Genomic DNA, 15,542 nt, shown 5'->3' with positions numbered 1-15,542 from the left:
AGTCCTTGCAAGGGTGGCTTGGCACGTTCCGCGCCAGCGGCTGCCAACGCTGCCTGCGAAGCGCGCCGCGCTTGCGTCAACCAGAACGTGCATTCTACCTGTGCGGAATTGCGGTGGCTCGCAGCGCCGGCAAGCGCGAGGCGGTGCCGCGGAGGCGGAAGGACAGGGTTTGGTCTCGAGCCTCCATGAGGGATATGCTCTGCCCCCACCCAACCCCGGCATGAGCGGCGGTCCGACGAGCCCTGGGCAGTCAATTCGCGTCTCGGCTTTCTTCACGGTCGGAGGGAGCGCCCTCCAATTCAGCATCCTATTCTTCGGGTCCGTCATCATTGCCAGGTTGCTGACGCCCGAGGAGATGGGCGTCTTCGCCATCGCCGTAACCGCCAACGGCCTCGTCTTCGCGCTTCAGAACACCGGCGTGTCGCAGTACATCGTGGCGGAGCAAACCCTTTCGGCGCGGCGGCTGGGCGCCTTACTGACGCTCCAGGCCTTGCAGTCCGCCGCGATGGCCGCCGTGCTGGTCCTGCTGTCCTTCGCACTGGCGGAGATCCTCGACGAGCCCCGGGTGGTGCCGGCAATCTCGCTGCTGTCGGTCGCGACACTGCTGGGCCCATGGGAACTGGTCGCGGGAGGCCTGCTGCAGCGGGAGATGCGCTTCGGCCGGCTCTTCGTGATAAGCGTCTCCAAGGCCGTAGTGACCACGGCAGTTGCTATCGTAGCGGCGGCGAATGGCTTCTCCTATGCCAGCCTCGCCCTGGGCACGGTGGCAGGCGCCGCGGCTGGCTCGGCACTCGGATTGGCGTTCTGCTGGCGTCGGATTCGGGTGCGGCCGAACCTGGAGGGATGGCGCCACTATTGGCGCTTCGGCTCAGCCATGCTGGGGATCACGGCCGTGACCAACCTGTGTAGCCGCACCGGGATCATCGTGCTCGGTCGGCTGACGGACATGGCTTCGGTCGGCCTGTTCAGCCGGGCGGCCGGCATCACCGAAATGGTGCAGCTCGGCGTCATGGAGCCACTCGGCCGCTTGGTCCTGCCCACGCTTGCGGCACAGCGCCGCGCAGGCAGCGACCTGTCGCGCACCTATCTCCGAGCTGCCGCGGTCATCACTGCGCTCAACTGGGCGGCGTTCGGTGGGGTGGCTGTGCTGGCGGACCCGCTGATCGCCCTGATCTACGGCCCCACCTGGCTGCCCGCCGCGCCGGTCCTGGTCTGGCTCTGCATCGCGCGCATGCTAGTCGAGCTGGTGGTGAGCCCGATCGAGCTCATGGTGGCCACGGAGCGCCTGCACCTGCTGACCCGCGTCCTTTGCGTGCGCTCGGTGATCGGGCTCGCGGCGTTCAGCGCTGGCGCCTGGGTCGGCCTGGAGTGGGCCGCGGCCGGACGTGCCCTGGAGGCATGGGTGGGGGTGTGCCTGACCTTGCCGCTGGTGCGTGCCGCCGCTGGGGTCACCCTGGGCGAGCTGTCCCGTGTCTGGGGCGTCAGCCTGATCGCCGCAGCCACGGCCGTCGCCCCGAGTGCAACCTGGATGCAGATGCAAGGCTGGCCGAGCGAGGTTGCACCGCAGATCCTGGCCGCACTCATCCTTGTCGGCGCCCTCGGCTGGCTGCTGGTGCTGTTCGCGTTTGGACATGAGATCTGGGGACAGGTGCGGCAGATGTGCTCCCTGGCGGCTTTTCGGCCGCAGGGTCGGAGATAGCCGGCATGTCAACGCTCGACATCATCCTCCCGAGCTTCAATCGGGCCGCATCCCTTCGGCGCGCGGTCGAGAGCCTCTTCGGCTGCCGCCGGCCCGCTGGCCTGCAGATCCGGATCATCGTGGTGGACAACAATTCCACCGACAGCACCCGCCAGGTTGTCGCCCACCTCGCCGCTTCTGGCATGTTGCCGGTGCACTACCTCTTCGAGGCGCGACAGGGAAAGCCGATCGCCATCAATGCGGGGATCGCGGCGTCCGAGGGCGAGCTCATAGCCTTCTTCGATGATGACGAGCGCGCCTTCCCGGACTGGCTTGAGGTGATCGCGACGGCATTCTCGGACCCAGCGCTCGGCTTCATCACCGGCCGATATGTGCCGGACTGGCTAGTGCCTCCTCCCGCATGGCTGCCTGCGACCCGCATGGGATTGGTCGGCGTGGTCGACTATGGCGAACACGCGAATGATTTCGTCTCGCTTTCGGATGGACTCGTGTTCCTGGGCGGCAACGCCGTCGCCCGTCGCCAAGCTGTCCTGGCGACCGGGGGCTACTCGGAGTGGCTGACCTACGGCGATGATGCGGAGTTCGGACTCAAGCTGATGCGCGCAGGAATGGCCGGGCGGTACGTCCCTGCCCTGCGGGTTCATCACGAGATCCCGGCGTCGCGGCTCACAAGGGCCTATCTCCGCCGACGGGCCATGATGAACCATGCTGCCAAGGTGCGGATCAGGCAGCGCTGGCCCGAACTCGATCAGCTCACCTTCGGCTTCCCTGTCAGGCTCGCCTATTACCGGCTGCTTGCGCTGCTGTCAGCAATGCCGGCGCTCGCTGGCAGGCGGGTGGATCCGGCCGAACGGTTTGAGGCGGAACTGCTCTTTTGGGACCTCTGGGGCATGCTGAGCGGATGGTTTTCCTCCAGCAATGACCGCCTTATGCGCTGACATTCTGTGCAGAGCGCCCATGCCGACAGCCTTGCCCCAACCAGTATAAGGCAATAATCAAGGCGCGCAGATGCATTCGGCTTCACTCCCCAAATTAGAACTTTCCCCTAAGCCGCCAGTGCGCAGCGTGCTCGCAACGACCGGCGAATCCTCTCCAAGACGATGCCAGGGACAATCCCTGAGAAAGTCCATAATCAGATGTAAGATACTCCAGCTTATGCAAGTTTTCACCTTCGCCTAGATCAATTTCGTTCACATCAGCTTCGTGAGCAGCGTTTATTATAAAATACTTCAAAATGTGACCAGGGCCGAAGGCTCGGAATTCCTTATTATACACCGCAAACCAATAACTTAAAACTCTTCCCGACTCAGACGCCGGGCCAAGCAACCCGAAATGCGACGCAACCCACTTATCTCCAGCATATAAAACGGAGAGCAGAGGGCAGAGATCCTCAGAATCGCGGAGATCTAGAAGCTCGTGAAGGAGAGCTCTCGTCCACTGCTCTTGTAGAGCATCGGCGACGCCCGTTGCCTTATATTGCGACCTCTTGTGTTCAATTATCTGATCGAGGGCGCGATGATCATACACATTTAGATCCAGCCGCAATTCACCACTCTGCTGAGCCAAGCCGCGAATACGTTTTTTTATTTTCCGCAAGAAATCTGGATTATGCTTCTTCATGGAAGCCCAGTAGTCTTCTGCCCCACGGTCAATTCGTATGATTTTTCCGGAAGTAATTTTTTCATCGCCGCCGCCCTCACGAGGATCACTACCTGCGTAATGATCAAACCGGAACGTATCGACCTTTAACAAATCCGCAAGCACAAGCAATTGAGCACTCGGCAGCGCTGGTCCAGCCGGCGAAAAACGGTCAGAAAGATGGCCACCAACCTTCGTAGCATGGCGCGTTAAATGAAAAGGCGAAGATTCCTTCTGAAACGGTATATACATACGCACGCCGTTTTCGTCAAATACTCGGGCAATTAGTGCTCCGGTCAGGACGCGTGAGCACGCTAAAGCAAAATCCAAAGTTAAGAAAGATACTTGCGACGACACATAGTCCGCCAGCAAATTCCTAAAAAGGCAGCGTTCCTCTCGATCCAGATCTCTCAGCTGAACGATCTCAGATCTCAGCCCACTCTGAAGCAGGGCCGATCGCTTGGCACGGAATCTCATCGCGAGGGCTCCTTTGAGGGATTGGCGAATTGCGATATGAAATTGGGAGAGGAGTATCCAGGAGCATCGCGGTGGCTTGGTTTCCTGTTACGACGTTTCCGTTTGGATTCGTAACATCCCGCCGGTCGGTTGGCGCGTCTTGCAGGTGGCATGACGCAGGGGTACAGGACGGCTTGCCGCGCGTTAGGCTGGACATTGGCAAAGCCCATCGTTGTTCCGCGCTCAGCAGCGCCGGCTTGGCTGCGCTCAGCGGGCAAGAAGCGCTTCTCCAGCGTCATCTCCCCAAGCTCCACATGCTACAACTGCAGCTGCAGATCGACTACCGGAGCCGTCTTGGCCACCGCAGCGCCAGAACAAAAGACGTCCGCCGCCCGTTCCTGCAACCGCACCTTTCACTCCGTGATCTCGCGCAGATGCACGTCGAAACGCTTCGCCAACTCGGCCAGCGCACCCTTGGTCGCGACCAACGCGGCCGTCGCCTCGAACCTAGGACTGGGCGTCCGCCGTGTGCGCTTCGTCATACTCGCTCCTGATCCACGGCAACTTCGCCACTGCCAGTCAGAAACCCAGCTATCAGACTACCCGAATTTCCCGAGCCGCCTCTCCGGTCAGAGCGCCCGGTCCAAGGACGCGAGCTTCGGCTGCGCCTTCCAGCATCGCCTTGAGGGCCAGCGGCGTCGTCGCCACCCCGCCGAGCGCGCCGAAGAAGTGCTCAAGGAAGCGTTCCGTACGCGCCAGCAGCGCCGCAACGTCATCCTCGCTCCGCACGTAGGGCGTGCCGCCCGGCATGAAGGAGGGACTGTGCAGCGAGAGCGCGAAGACGCGCGCGCCGTCGCGCAGCTGGCTGTCCACCAGCCGGCGCATTTCCTCGAAGGAGACGCCCTCGGGTGTGAGCATGATCCGTTCCAGCAGGTGGAAGCGGGCCAGCATGCCTGGAATGTAAAGCCGGCTTGAGAAGCGGCCGAACACCGCCTGGCCCAGCCCCCCCCGCCCCATCCGCCGCAGCGGCCCGATCAGCCCCTGGCTGACCGGCAGGTACAGCACGCGCCGCGAGGGGCAGGTCCAGAACGGTCGGTCGGGATAGCCGAAGAAGTCCGGGCCGCCGCCCAGGCCGGCAAAGCTGCGATAGGGCAGCACGCTGGTGTCCACCTCGTAGCCCAGATCCGCCAGCATCGCCTCGCGCCAGATGTCCAGCCCGTAGCGCCCGGCCTTGTAGACGCGCGGCACCACGCCCAGCCGTTCCATGATCCGCTGCGTCAGCACGGCAAGCTTCCGCTGCTCCAACGCAGGGTCGAGGTTGCAGGGATAGGAATTGAAGGGGCAGACCACCTCCTCGAACGGTGGCGTGACCCAGGGGTGCAACTGCGCGCCGACCAGGCATTCGCCGGCGGCCAGCCATGGCCCGAACACTCCCGCCGCGCGGTGATCGTCGATGATGGGGTAATCGACGAGATACGCCGGCACCAACCCGAAGCGGCGGAACAGCGCATGCCCGCGGCCCAGATGCTCGATCGCGTTGACCGAGGCATGGCGGCGCGAGAATGGCCCCCCCCAGTCGAACTCCTCCTCGGTGTCCAGGATCACGCACAGATGCGGGCGCGAGAGGCGGCCGGACCCCGCATCTTCCGAGGCGGGCAAGTTGGCGGCGTCAGGCATGCAGCCACGCCTTCATGCGGTTCTTGGTGCTGCGCACCAGCGGTGCCGTGAAGACGATCTGCCGCAGGCTATCGAGCGGCCGATAACCGGCCAGGGTGGCGAGCGCCAGGTGCTTGACGCTGCGCAGATACTGGCCAGGCGCACCGCTCAGGCTCTTGCCGATCTGGCTGTGCAGCAGGCCGATCGCACGCATCCGATCGCGCGCGCTCAGCAGGTCTGTGAAGGCCGCAAGGTGGCGGCGGATCATCGGGAGCGTGTGCTGGAGCACCAACGTGGCGTGACGGGCCATGAAGCTGTCGGCCGAGACCTTGATCAGGACCAGGCGCCGGTTCACCAGCCCGACCTGGCCGTTGCTGGCCAGGCGGATCCACAAATCGCGGTCCTCACCCACCCGCAGGCCGACGTCGAAGGGGGCTATGCCGAGGTCGATGCGGCGGGCCATCGCGCATGGCGTGGCGATGTAGCAGTTCCACAGCAGCAGCTTCCAGCCGTCCGGCAGCATCGCCGGCAGATCCTCGTACAGCGGGCGGATGTGCCGGCCGTCGGTGTCCATCCAGTCGGCCTGGCAACCGCACAGGGTGACCTGCGGATTGGCATCCATCAGCGCGGCCTGCAGGGCGAGCTTTTCGGGCAGCCATTCGTCATCGGCATCCAGGAAGGCCACGTATTCGCCACGCGCCAGGGCGACGCCGCGGTTGCGGGCGGCCGATGGCCCGCCATTCACCGGCTGGCGCACGACGGTATGGGGAAGGCCTGACGCGGCCAGCAGGGTGCGCGCGCGCTCTTCCGTGCCGTCGCTGCTGCAATCATCGACGACGATCACCTCGAGATCGCGCAGCGTCTGCCGCATGACGGATTCGATCGCCGCACCGATCAGACCGGCGGCATTGTAGGCCGGGATCACCACGCTGACCTTGGGCTGCGGCATGGCGTGCGGCACGGCCGGTCCGGTCATCCTCCAAGCCTCCATGCCACTGCCTGGGCCGTGCGCGCGAGCATCCCGCGCCAGCCGCGCGCTTGCCACGCAACGCGGCCGAAACTCTGCACTTCGGTCGAGAAGTCGCGTTTCGCCTGCGAATCCCCCTCGCCCCGGTCGATCAGTCGGATGCCCAGGCGGTCCGCTGCCTCGATCGTGCGCCACAACAGCAACCGCCCGGGCGAAACCTTCTGCGCAGCAGGATCGTAGACCGGGAACCAGTAGCTCAGGCAGCCGGCGTGCAGGAGGCCAAGATGACCCGCCAGCATCCGCCCGCCGGCCGAAAGCGTGGTCAGCACCGGTCGGCAATCGGCAGTGTCGGCTTCCAGCAGGGCGCGCAGCAGCGCAAGCGCGGCCGGGTTGCCGAGGGCGTCGCTCACGCCGGTGCGGGCATACTGGCCGCGCTTGGCCTCCAGCAGTGGCTGCACGGCGGACCAGTCCGGACGGTCCTGGACGGTGAAGCTGGCGGCTCCGAACTCCTTCTCCAGCCGGCGCATGCGCCGCTCGGTATCTGCCAGGAACGCCTTGTTGACCTCGCGCAGCCGGGCGAAGTAGGCGGCGGCCCCACCGGCGAGGTCGATCAAGTGGCCCGCACGCGTTTCCGTCGCGGCAAGGCCGAAAGCCGCCTGCCCGCCGCTGAGATGATCGTTGAACAAGGTGCCGATGCCGCACAGCCCTAGAAGCGTGGCCGGCTCTATGCTGAAGCCGCGGCGCGCGACCAGCCCGGCATGGTCGCACAAGGCGCCGCCGATCCGCTCCGCCATGCCCAGGCGCCGGCGCCAGGGGTCGGCATATTGGAAGGCGAGGAAGGCGACGATCATCTCGCCCTCGCGCAGCACTGCGACGCGCGCGCCCGGCCAGGCGCGCCCGGCCGCCTGCGCAAATCCCGGCGTGAAAAAGGCCCGCTGCAGATGTGGCGCTGCCGCCAGCATGGCGCGCCAGGCCGCGAGCTCGGCCTCGTCGAGCGCATCGGGGCGCTTCACCGTTGCGGTCAGGCCGGTCGCCGCCATCAGCCGGCCCTGTGCGGACGCATGATCAGGCTGAATGCCAGCGCGGCCAGGTCGAAGCCGCCCGCATGGCGCAGCGCAGCGAGCTCGATTGAGAGCCGGCCGATGCCGGCAGGCGAGTCCAGCCCGGCGCGGGAGACTAGGTGCTGCGCGCTGGTGAAGCAGCGGCCGAAGCCGGCCGCTCTGGCCTCCGCCACCAGCGCCGGCGTGACACGCCCATGCGGGAACGAGAACGCAGGCGAGGTGCCGCCAAGCCCGAGTTCGGCCAGCCGTGTGCGGCAGCCAGCCAGCTCGGCCGCGGCATCGCTCACCTCGGTCAGCGGCCGGTGCGTCATGCCGTGGCCGCCGATCGCGATGCCCGCCCGCTGCATCGCGGCCAGTTCGTCCACATCGGCCATGCGACGCGGCAGGGCGGGGGCGGGCAGGCCGTCCAGCTCGACCGTGCGAGCCGCCTCCGGCAGGGTCGCCAGGGTGGCGATCCGGGCATCAGCGGTCGCCGCGGCGCCCTGCCTGGCGAGGTGATCGTAGACACGCTCCTGCCAGAACCCGGTCTCATCACCGATGAAGTCGGTGGCGACGAACAGCACGGCAGGAAAGCCGCGCGCGCGCAGCGCCGGCAGCGCGAACTCGAACGTGTCGCGCCAGCCATCGTCGAAGGTGATCAGCAGCGGGCAAGAGGGCCATGGCTTCCGGTCGAGATCCTCCAGCCCCACCACGCTGTAGAAGCGGGCGAAGAAGTCCAGACAGGTTTCGAACTCGGCCAGGCTCAGGGTGTAGGTCGGGTTGGCGCCGGCGAAGCGCGGATCGTCGGTCGGCAGCACGCGATGGAACATCGCCACCGTCAGGACGTCGCGATTGCGGGCGCGGTGCAGCAGGCGCGCAAGTCCGAGCCGGAACAGCAGTCGCTTCAGGGTGGCTTTCATCGGGAGGGCGGGCGGGGCTCAAGCTCGCAGCCGACGGCACGGCCGCGGCTGAAGCCGCGCGGCACGATGGCGAAAGTGGGACAGCGCTGGTAGTCGATCGCCGCGGTGCCGGGCAACGAGAGCCCGACCAGGGACTGGAACACCGCTGCCGCCTCACGCGAGTCCAGTGCGTCGGCGATGCCGGCCATCGTCGCCAGCGCAAGCTGGTTGTAGTTGCCGTCCGCCCACGGTCGCGCGCGGGTCTGGCCGGGCGGTTCATTCTCCGCAGCGATCCGGGCCCAGCTCGTGTATATGGTTGCCTGTGTCGGCAGGTGCGAGGTCGGCTCGGCAACCATCAATCCGTAGCTGGTGCCGAGGTGCGGCGGGAAGCCCTTCTCGGCACTGGTGAAGCGGCCGAGCAGGAAGTTCGCCTGCCAGCGCAGGAAGCGGACAGCGTCGGCATTGCCCCGCTTGGCTGCTGCGGTGGTTGTGGAGGCGAAGTAGTCCTGCTGCCAGGGCGCGAGGGCGCCGCGGCCGCCATAGGTACCCGGCACCCAGCCATGCGCCTCGCCCTGGCGGCGGGTCCATTCCGGGATGTTGCCGACCAGCCACGCCCAGTTCCGCGCTTCGACCGTGTGGAAGTAGCGCTGCTCGGCACTGCCCTCCCGACTAAGCCAGGCGGCGTTGCCCACCTGCCGGAGCGCCCAGGCCGAGGCCCGCACCTGGCCGCCGTTCACCACCAGGCCATGGCCGTCCAGCCGCTCCGCGGGGTAGGTGGCCATCACGGTGGCCGACGTCTGCGCCTGCAGGTTGTCGAGGATCCAGCGCTCGCCGGTCAGCAGGAAGGGCACCGTGGAGAGGTCGGGCTGATGCGCCAGGTCCGGTGCCCAGCCGGTGTCTGCTCGCTGCTGCGTCAGCCCGGTCGAGGCCGCATCGCCCGGCCGGCCGGTGCCGCCGCGCGGGTCGGTCCAGAGCCGCGGGTAGTGGTCGGTGTTCAGCCACGTGCCGTTGCTCGCATCCCAGAAATGCCAGGGCACCGCGCCGGCGGCCTCGGCCTGGCCCATTGCGTAGTCTGCCGCGCGCTGATCGCCGCTCACCAGCCAGGCGACCTGCCACAGCGTCGCCGGACCCAGATCGCCACGCCCGCCGCCCGACGGCATGTACTGTGCGATGGCACGCGGTGCGAGAGGCACGTGCCATGCGGGCGTCGCCACGTCGCTGCCCAGCCTCCCCAGCAGGCCGGGATCGACGACAAGGCCAAGGTCGTACCGCGCAACGGCGCCGGTCTCGGCCAGATAGCCGACGTCGTGACGCATCCGCACCAGCGGCGCAGCTTCGCCGTCACGCCCCACTGCGCGGCTGCGCCCGAAGGCCTGATACTGCGCCTGGCGGAACGGTTCCGTAGCGAGCACCTCCCGTCCGTCCAGTAGCAGGCGCATGGCATAATGCGCCGCCCCGCCATCCGGCTGCATCGCGCCATCATTGCGAACCCACGCGGCGACCCAGAGCACGCCATCCGCGCGCATGGCGACATCGGCCACAAGCCGTGCCGCCCGCGCGCCCCCGACCGCCGCGGGCGGCAACGGCAGCATCAGGCGCGTCTGTGCAGCAAGGCCCCCCCGCTGCCAGGCCATGTGCGCCGGCGCCGTGGCGGCCAATGCGGCCAGGTCGGCCTGCCAGGGCATCCCGCCGTCCGCCGGGAGGAGTTCGACCACGGCGCCGCGGCCGGCCAGCGCCTCGGCAAGGTTGATCGGCGGCGCAGTCGCCGCGCCTTGCTGCCGCGCCAGCACGGCGCCGGCGCGCTGGCCTCCCGGATAGGAAATGCTGACCACCGCGAAGCGGGTCGAGCCGTCGGCATGGCGGGTGACGACGTCGGCCTGCACTGGCAGTGCTCGCCCGTCGAGCGAACGAGCGGCCAGCGTGGCGTCGCGCGGCAGGTCGCCCGGGCGGAAGGCCTGTCCGAACACGGCGACCGTGCCAGCCGGGGCCGGCCCTTCGAGCAGCAGGCCGACGATTTCGCCCGGGCGCACGGCACAAGGCGGCCCGGCACCCTGGCGAGCCGGCTGAGCGCGCGCCGAGGCCATCAACGCGGACAGCCCCAGCAGGCCGAGGCTGCGTCGCGGAATCGCCATGGCACTCATGAAAGACGTTGCGCCCCGGTGCCCGGCACGCGTGGGCGGCGTCGCTACCCGCTCAGCGGCCGGCACCAGGGCGACCCCGTCCTCAGTCACCAGCGGCTTCGGCAACGGCTTCGGCCTGCTCACGCGCTGAACCTCCTCGCGGCCAGCGCATCGCCGGCGGGGTCCTTACTCTAACCGCACGGACAGATGCACGGTAGAGTGAACCTGCGCCAATTGAACTGACTGGGCGTTAAGCCCTGCAACTGCAGCACCGCACGCTTCGGCGCGGCGCTCGGCCGGCCCGGCCTGCTGAAGCCTCCGGAAGACATGATGATCGAGAGCGCGCGGTCACGACCGCCCCGCTTCCCGGGCGAAGACGGCCACCGGGGCCCGCGTTCGATCCGCGAAGACCAGGATTGCGACTATTGCCGGACCCTGCCGCAGACCGCACACGCAAGATCGCCACAGGTGTTGCAAATTTGTTACTCAACGCACCGCCAGCAGATCGCGCAGGCCGAAATGAAATTCTTGTGCGAAATCAGCATGAAGGCGGCCATCCCCCAGGCTGTGCGGCGTCAGCAGCGCTTCTCGTCCCTGAGCAAGCCCCCTTCGCCGCAGAAACTTCGCGCTCGCCGGGCACACTGTTTCGTGATTCAACCGACACAACGAGGTTCCGGCTTGATTCGTTAGGCCCATATTCAGGTTTGCAGGGCAGAAACGGTGCTGCGCGCCAGGCTCCGCTGACAGCGGGACACTGGTGACAGCGGGACACTGGCCCGGCGCAGCGGGAATGCGCGGGAGGCGAGGCAATGAGTGGCTTCCAGCACCGGACGGCAAGTGCAGAGTGGCAGCGCTCCACGGCTGATCGCCTCGCCTGGCCCATCGCCGTGCTTGTCATCGCTGCCTTGTCGTTGGGGGCATGGCTCACGGTCGGACTGGTGGCCGGGTTGCTGTTCGGCTGACCGGCGCCGCCCGGCAGACCCGCACGAAACCCGCCCGTCCCACCGGCCCCGCATGAGGCGGGCGGTCAGAACACATCGAAGCGGCGGGCGAAGGCTCGGCTGAACCTCATGCCTTCGCCACGGGTGAAGCCAGGCGCCGCCGGAGCCTTCCCAGCGCCTGCCGCAGCAGCGCCATGGCGCCGGCAGGATGCAGCGGGTCGGCCAGCACCACCCCGATCCGCTGACGGCGCACCGCCACCCAGGCCTGCTTGTAGGCGTCGTCGCCGCGGCCGAAATCGAGTTCCGACACCCCATCCTCTTCGATCAGCCGGCGGATCATCTGCGCGCTCAGCACCGTGCCGGGCGAGGCGGCGCGGTCGGCCTGCACATGTGCCAGCTTCAGCACCGTGGCGCGCCGCCCGCCGCGGTCCACGATCCAGTATTGCGCGGCCAGCGGCGCCCCATCCGCCCGCGCCCGCAACACCCCGAGCCGCAGCAGACCAAGTCCCGCCGCCACCCGCATCAGCGCGCCGTCGAAATCCGGGAAGGGCTCGTCCGGCTTCCAGCTCGCCGCCCGCACCCGCTCATAGTCCTTGATGCCCGCCTCCAGCGACGCGCCGGGCGCGGCGACCAGCTCGAAATCCGTCTCCCGCCCGGCGCGCGCCAGCTTGCGCGTGATGGTGCTGCGCAGCACCGAGGGGCGCGCGGCCAGCCAGGCCTCCCATCCGGTGCCGGGGGGCAGCACCTCGTGCCAGTTGCCGGTATGCACGAAGCGCAGCGGCCGCAGCCTGGCGGCGGCCAGCCCCTCCAGCAGCGGTGCCACCCCCGGCGCATCGGGGTCCAGCGTGTTGAGGCGCAGCGGGGCCTGCCAGCGCAGCAGCCGGCCGAGCGACTGGCCGGCCTGCCGCAGCGCCGCCGCCTCCGCATGGGGCGCCGGCAACGGCCGCCAATCGAGGGTGTAGGGCGAAACCAGCGCGGAAAGCCGCCCGGCCTGCCGCATCAACGGCAGCACCGCCGCCTCCTCGGGGCCGCACAGGGCGAGCACGGGCTCCGCGCCTTCGGGCAGCGCATGCGCCAGCAGCGTGTCGTACCAGGCCCGCGAGGCGAAGAACTCGCCCGCGCCGGGCTGATCGAGGAAGCGATCGCACCAGCCGGGCAGGCCTGCCCGCGTGGCGGCGACGAGGCGGGACGCGGGCGCACCGCTCATCGGCCGGCGACCCGCGGCTCGCCCGGCCAGCGCCCCCCCCGCAGCAACTGCAGGAGGAGGATCGTGCCGGCCGCGATCACCGCATCGGTGATCTCCGCCGAGCGGCCCGGCAGCCAAGCCTGCGCGGCACTCACCGCCAGCGCCACCGCCACCGCGAAGCCCCCCGCGAGCAATGGCCGCAGCCCCGCCCGCAGACCGAGCCAGACCAGCCCACCATAGAGGAACGACTTGTAGAGCACCGCCTGCAACCCGTTCCCCCAATGCCCGGACATCAGCGACCGCAGCGGGATCCAGCCGAAGGGCCGCGGCTCCGCCAGGAAGGTGTAGGGCGCCAGCCCTTCGAGCAGGACGACGAACAGCAGCGCCGCGAACAGCAGCCGATCACGCCAGGAAAGCCGCCGCAGCACCAGCCAGGCCGGCAGCGCCAGGCCGACGGCGGCGATCTCCTCCACCGTCAGCCGCCGCCCGACCAGCGGCACCGCTGCGACTAGGCTGCCGAGCATCAGCACCGCCAGCAGCAGCCCTGCCTCCCCGCGCGGCCGCGCCGCGTCCAGCATGCGCGCCGCCACGAGCCAGAGGATCGCCAGCCGCAGGATGCGCAGCGGGTCGGGATCGAACGGCGGCAGCAGCGGCTTCAGGCTTGCCCGCCACTCGCCGAGATCGAGCGCCGGCACATAGGGGTATAGCCGGTAGCCGACCCAGCAGGCCAGCAGCGCCGCCGGGAAGGCGTCCGCGACACGCGGCCGCCAGGCGAGCGCCTCCGCCCCGCGCCGCGGCGCCAGCACCGTCCCGGTGGCGGCACCGAGGCCGGCACCGACGATGTTCAGCACCAGGTCCCCGCCGCTCGCCACTCGGTGCATGGCGAAGATCTGCGCAAACTCCAGGCCCGCCGAGAGCAGCGCGCAGAGCAGCACCGCGAGGACCGTCGCCGGCAGCGGCCGCAGCCGCGCGAAGGCCAGCGCCAACACCAGGCCGAGCGGCGCGTACAGCAGCAGGTTGGCTGCCAGGTCGCCCCGGCTGGTCGAGCGCAGCGCCCAGGCCTGCGCCACCGCCTCGGCAAGCGGCATCCGCTCCGGCAGCGGGTGGAAGCGGAACGGGTAGAGCGAGCCGTAGGCGATGAACCCGGCCATCAGCAGCGCGAGCAGGATGGCGGCCAGGATGGGCCGCCGCGTCTCCGTGATCCTGCTCACGAGGCTGTCCGTCTCCTTGCCGCGCGACCAGGATAGCCTGGATCTAGGTGATGATGGAGGGCTCCGCACGGCCGGTATGGCGCGCGATCTCCGCGATCTCGCCCGCCGCCGCGATCACCGGCGCCAGCACCTGCTGCACCGGCTCGGCATGTCGCGCCGCATCGGGCTCGAACCGCTCGAGATAGACGCGCAGCGTCGCCCCCGCCGTGCCGGTGCCGGAGAGGCGGAACACCGCCCGCGCATCCTCCGCGAACAGGATCCGCACGCCCTGCTTCGGCGTGACCGAGCCATCCACCGGATCCGTGTAGGCAAAATCGTCGCAGGCCGCGACGGTGAGCCCGCCGAAGCGCTTCCCCGGCAGGCCGGCGAGCCTCCCCCGCAACGCCTGCATCAGCCTGTTCGCCGCGGCGGCATCCACCTCCTCGTAGTCGTGGCGGCTGTAGTAGTCACGGCCGTGTTCGGCCCAGTGCGCGCGTACCAGGTCATCGGCGCGCTGCCCGGTCGCCGCGAGGATGTCGAGCCAGAGCAGAACGGCCCAGAGCCCGTCCTTCTCCCGCACATGGTCGGAGCCGGTGCCCGCGCTCTCCTCGCCGCAAAGGGTGATCTTCCCGGCGTCCAGCAGGTTGGCGAAGAACTTCCACCCCGTCGGCGTCTCGTAGCAGGGAATGCCGAGCCGCTTCGCGACCCTGTCCACCGCCCGGCTGGTCGGCATGGAGCGTGCGACGCCCGCCAGCCCCTTCGCATAGCCGGGCGCGCGATGGGCATGCGCCGCGAGGATCGCCAGGCTGTCGCTCGGCGTGACGAACATGCCGGGTGCGACGATCATGTTGCGGTCGCCGTCGCCGTCGGAAGCGGCGCCGAAATCCGGCGCGTCCGGCCCGGTCATCAGCGCCATCAGCTCGGCCGCGTGCACCGGGTTCGGATCCGGGTGGTGACCGCCGAAATCGGGCAGCGGCTCGGCATTCACCACCGTGCCGGCGGGCGCGCCGAGGCGGTCCTCCAGGATCGCCTTCGCATAGGGGCCGGTCACCGCGCTCATCGCGTCGAAGCGCATGCGGAAGCCGCGGCGGAACAGCGCGGCGATGCGGTCGAAATCCACCAGCCGCTGCATCAGCGCGGCATAGTCCGCCACGGGGTCGAGCACCGCGACCACCGCCTCGCCCAGCCGCGTCTCGCCGATCCGGTCGAGGTCGAGGTCCGGCGCCTCCAGCGTGCGGTATTCGGCGATCGCGGAGGCGCGGCGGAACACCTCCTCGGTGAAGCTCTCCGGCGCCGGGCCGCCATGGGCGACGTTGAACTTGATGCCGAAATCGCCCTCCGGCCCGCCCGGATTGTGGCTGGCGGACAGCACGATGCCGCCGAGCGCCGCGTTTGCCCGGATCAGGTTCGACGCCGCCGGCGTCGAGAGCAGCCCGCCCTGCCCCACCAGCAGCCGCCCCGCCCCGTTCGCCGCCGCCATCCGGAGCGCGACCTGCACCACCTCCCGGTTCAGGAAGCGGCCATCGCCGCCGATCACCAGCGTGGCGCCGCGCAGCCTGTCGCCGAGCGTGTCGAGGATCGCCTGCAGGAAGTTCTCGACATAGTTGGGCTGGCGGAAATGCGGCACCTTCTTGCGCAGTCCGGAGGTGCCGGGCTTCTGGTCGGCATAGGGCGTGGTCGCGACGCGACGGATCTGCATGAAAGGGCCTCCCGATGCGTTGGAGAAAGCCCTAGCACCCGATCCGTTGCG

Annotated in this window: 13 protein-coding genes; 3 read left to right on the top strand and 10 right to left on the bottom strand. The window is 68.6% G+C overall.

Translation table 11 applies throughout. The features are described from left to right. Positions 1-220: 220 nt before the first annotated feature. A complete protein-coding gene (locus tag ACESM1_RS03075; protein WP_372617616.1) occupies positions 221-1,699 on the top strand; it encodes an oligosaccharide flippase family protein in 1,479 nt (492 codons plus the stop codon). Between the two features lie 5 nt (positions 1,700-1,704). Continuing rightward, positions 1,705-2,637, top strand: a complete 933-nt coding sequence (locus ACESM1_RS03070) for a glycosyltransferase (RefSeq protein ID WP_372617614.1) — start codon at positions 1,705-1,707, stop codon at positions 2,635-2,637. A gap of 94 nt (positions 2,638-2,731) precedes the next feature. On the opposite strand, the gene ACESM1_RS03065 is transcribed toward ACESM1_RS03070, so the two are convergent. The 7 genes from ACESM1_RS03065 to ACESM1_RS03035 form a co-directional block, all read right to left on the bottom strand. Continuing rightward, positions 2,732-3,814: a GNAT family N-acetyltransferase gene (locus ACESM1_RS03065; protein WP_372617612.1), complete on the bottom strand. Its 1,083-nt coding sequence runs from the start codon at positions 3,812-3,814 to the stop codon at positions 2,732-2,734. 392 nt (positions 3,815-4,206) lie between these two features. Further along, positions 4,207-4,335: a hypothetical protein gene (locus ACESM1_RS03060; protein ID WP_372617611.1), complete on the bottom strand. Its 129-nt coding sequence runs from the start codon at positions 4,333-4,335 to the stop codon at positions 4,207-4,209. Between the two features lie 52 nt (positions 4,336-4,387). Next, a complete protein-coding gene (locus ACESM1_RS03055; protein WP_372617609.1) occupies positions 4,388-5,470 on the bottom strand; it encodes a polysaccharide deacetylase family protein in 1,083 nt (360 codons plus the stop codon). Then, on the bottom strand, positions 5,463-6,425 hold the full coding sequence (locus ACESM1_RS03050) for a glycosyltransferase family 2 protein (protein ID WP_372617607.1): 963 nt from the start codon (positions 6,423-6,425) through the stop codon (positions 5,463-5,465). The genes ACESM1_RS03055 and ACESM1_RS03050 overlap by 8 nt, the downstream gene beginning before the upstream one ends. Then, positions 6,422-7,267 (bottom strand): GNAT family N-acetyltransferase, encoded by an 846-nt coding sequence (locus ACESM1_RS03045; protein WP_372617605.1) that lies wholly within the window; start codon positions 7,265-7,267, stop codon positions 6,422-6,424. Before ACESM1_RS03045 ends, ACESM1_RS03050 begins: the two co-directional genes overlap by 4 nt. Before the next feature lie 188 nt (positions 7,268-7,455). Beyond that, positions 7,456-8,376, bottom strand: coding sequence for a polysaccharide deacetylase family protein (locus ACESM1_RS03040; protein ID WP_372617603.1), 921 nt, complete (start codon positions 8,374-8,376; stop codon positions 7,456-7,458). Further along, positions 8,373-10,487, bottom strand: a complete 2,115-nt coding sequence (locus ACESM1_RS03035) for a hypothetical protein (protein WP_372617601.1) — start codon at positions 10,485-10,487, stop codon at positions 8,373-8,375. The genes ACESM1_RS03040 and ACESM1_RS03035 overlap by 4 nt, the downstream gene beginning before the upstream one ends. Positions 10,488-11,284: 797 nt before the next feature. Between ACESM1_RS03035 and ACESM1_RS03030 the strand changes: the two genes are divergently transcribed. Then, positions 11,285-11,437, top strand: a complete 153-nt coding sequence (locus tag ACESM1_RS03030; RefSeq protein WP_372617599.1) for a hypothetical protein — start codon at positions 11,285-11,287, stop codon at positions 11,435-11,437. 106 nt (positions 11,438-11,543) lie between these two features. Here ACESM1_RS03030 and ACESM1_RS03025 read toward each other — a convergent pair whose 3' ends face one another. The 3 genes from ACESM1_RS03025 to ACESM1_RS03015 are packed head-to-tail and all read right to left on the bottom strand — an operon-like array spanning position 11,544 to position 15,491. Continuing rightward, entirely contained in the window at positions 11,544-12,623 is a 1,080-nt protein-coding gene (locus tag ACESM1_RS03025) for a GNAT family N-acetyltransferase (RefSeq protein WP_372617597.1), read from the bottom strand. Further along, on the bottom strand, positions 12,620-13,813 hold the full coding sequence (locus tag ACESM1_RS03020; protein WP_372617595.1) for a VanZ family protein: 1,194 nt from the start codon (positions 13,811-13,813) through the stop codon (positions 12,620-12,622). The genes ACESM1_RS03025 and ACESM1_RS03020 overlap by 4 nt, the downstream gene beginning before the upstream one ends. Positions 13,814-13,856: 43 nt before the next feature. Further along, entirely contained in the window at positions 13,857-15,491 is a 1,635-nt protein-coding gene (locus tag ACESM1_RS03015; protein ID WP_372617594.1) for an alpha-D-glucose phosphate-specific phosphoglucomutase, read from the bottom strand. Positions 15,492-15,542 lie beyond the last annotated feature (51 nt).

Source organism: Falsiroseomonas sp. (assembly GCF_041690465.1).
In the GTDB taxonomy this organism is placed as follows: Bacteria; Pseudomonadota; Alphaproteobacteria; order Acetobacterales; family Acetobacteraceae; genus Falsiroseomonas.
Note: the sequence above shows the minus strand (reverse complement) of the source record. Positions and strands in the feature narration are given on the sequence as shown.

Coding starts and splice junctions, on each gene's coding strand:
- ACESM1_RS03075 (WP_372617616.1), top strand. CDS start 221: ATGAGCGGCGGTCCGACGAGCCCTGGGCAGTCAATTCGCGTCTCGGCT.
- ACESM1_RS03070 (WP_372617614.1), top strand. CDS start 1,705: ATGTCAACGCTCGACATCATCCTCCCGAGCTTCAATCGGGCCGCATCC.
- ACESM1_RS03065 (WP_372617612.1), bottom strand. CDS start 3,814: ATGAGATTCCGTGCCAAGCGATCGGCCCTGCTTCAGAGTGGGCTGAGA.
- ACESM1_RS03060 (WP_372617611.1), bottom strand. CDS start 4,335: ATGACGAAGCGCACACGGCGGACGCCCAGTCCTAGGTTCGAGGCGACG.
- ACESM1_RS03055 (WP_372617609.1), bottom strand. CDS start 5,470: ATGCCTGACGCCGCCAACTTGCCCGCCTCGGAAGATGCGGGGTCCGGC.
- ACESM1_RS03050 (WP_372617607.1), bottom strand. CDS start 6,425: ATGACCGGACCGGCCGTGCCGCACGCCATGCCGCAGCCCAAGGTCAGC.
- ACESM1_RS03045 (WP_372617605.1), bottom strand. CDS start 7,267: ATGATCGTCGCCTTCCTCGCCTTCCAATATGCCGACCCCTGGCGCCGG.
- ACESM1_RS03040 (WP_372617603.1), bottom strand. CDS start 8,376: ATGAAAGCCACCCTGAAGCGACTGCTGTTCCGGCTCGGACTTGCGCGC.
- ACESM1_RS03035 (WP_372617601.1), bottom strand. CDS start 10,487: ATGGCGATTCCGCGACGCAGCCTCGGCCTGCTGGGGCTGTCCGCGTTG.
- ACESM1_RS03030 (WP_372617599.1), top strand. CDS start 11,285: ATGAGTGGCTTCCAGCACCGGACGGCAAGTGCAGAGTGGCAGCGCTCC.
- ACESM1_RS03025 (WP_372617597.1), bottom strand. CDS start 12,623: ATGAGCGGTGCGCCCGCGTCCCGCCTCGTCGCCGCCACGCGGGCAGGC.
- ACESM1_RS03015 (WP_372617594.1), bottom strand. CDS start 15,491: ATGCAGATCCGTCGCGTCGCGACCACGCCCTATGCCGACCAGAAGCCC.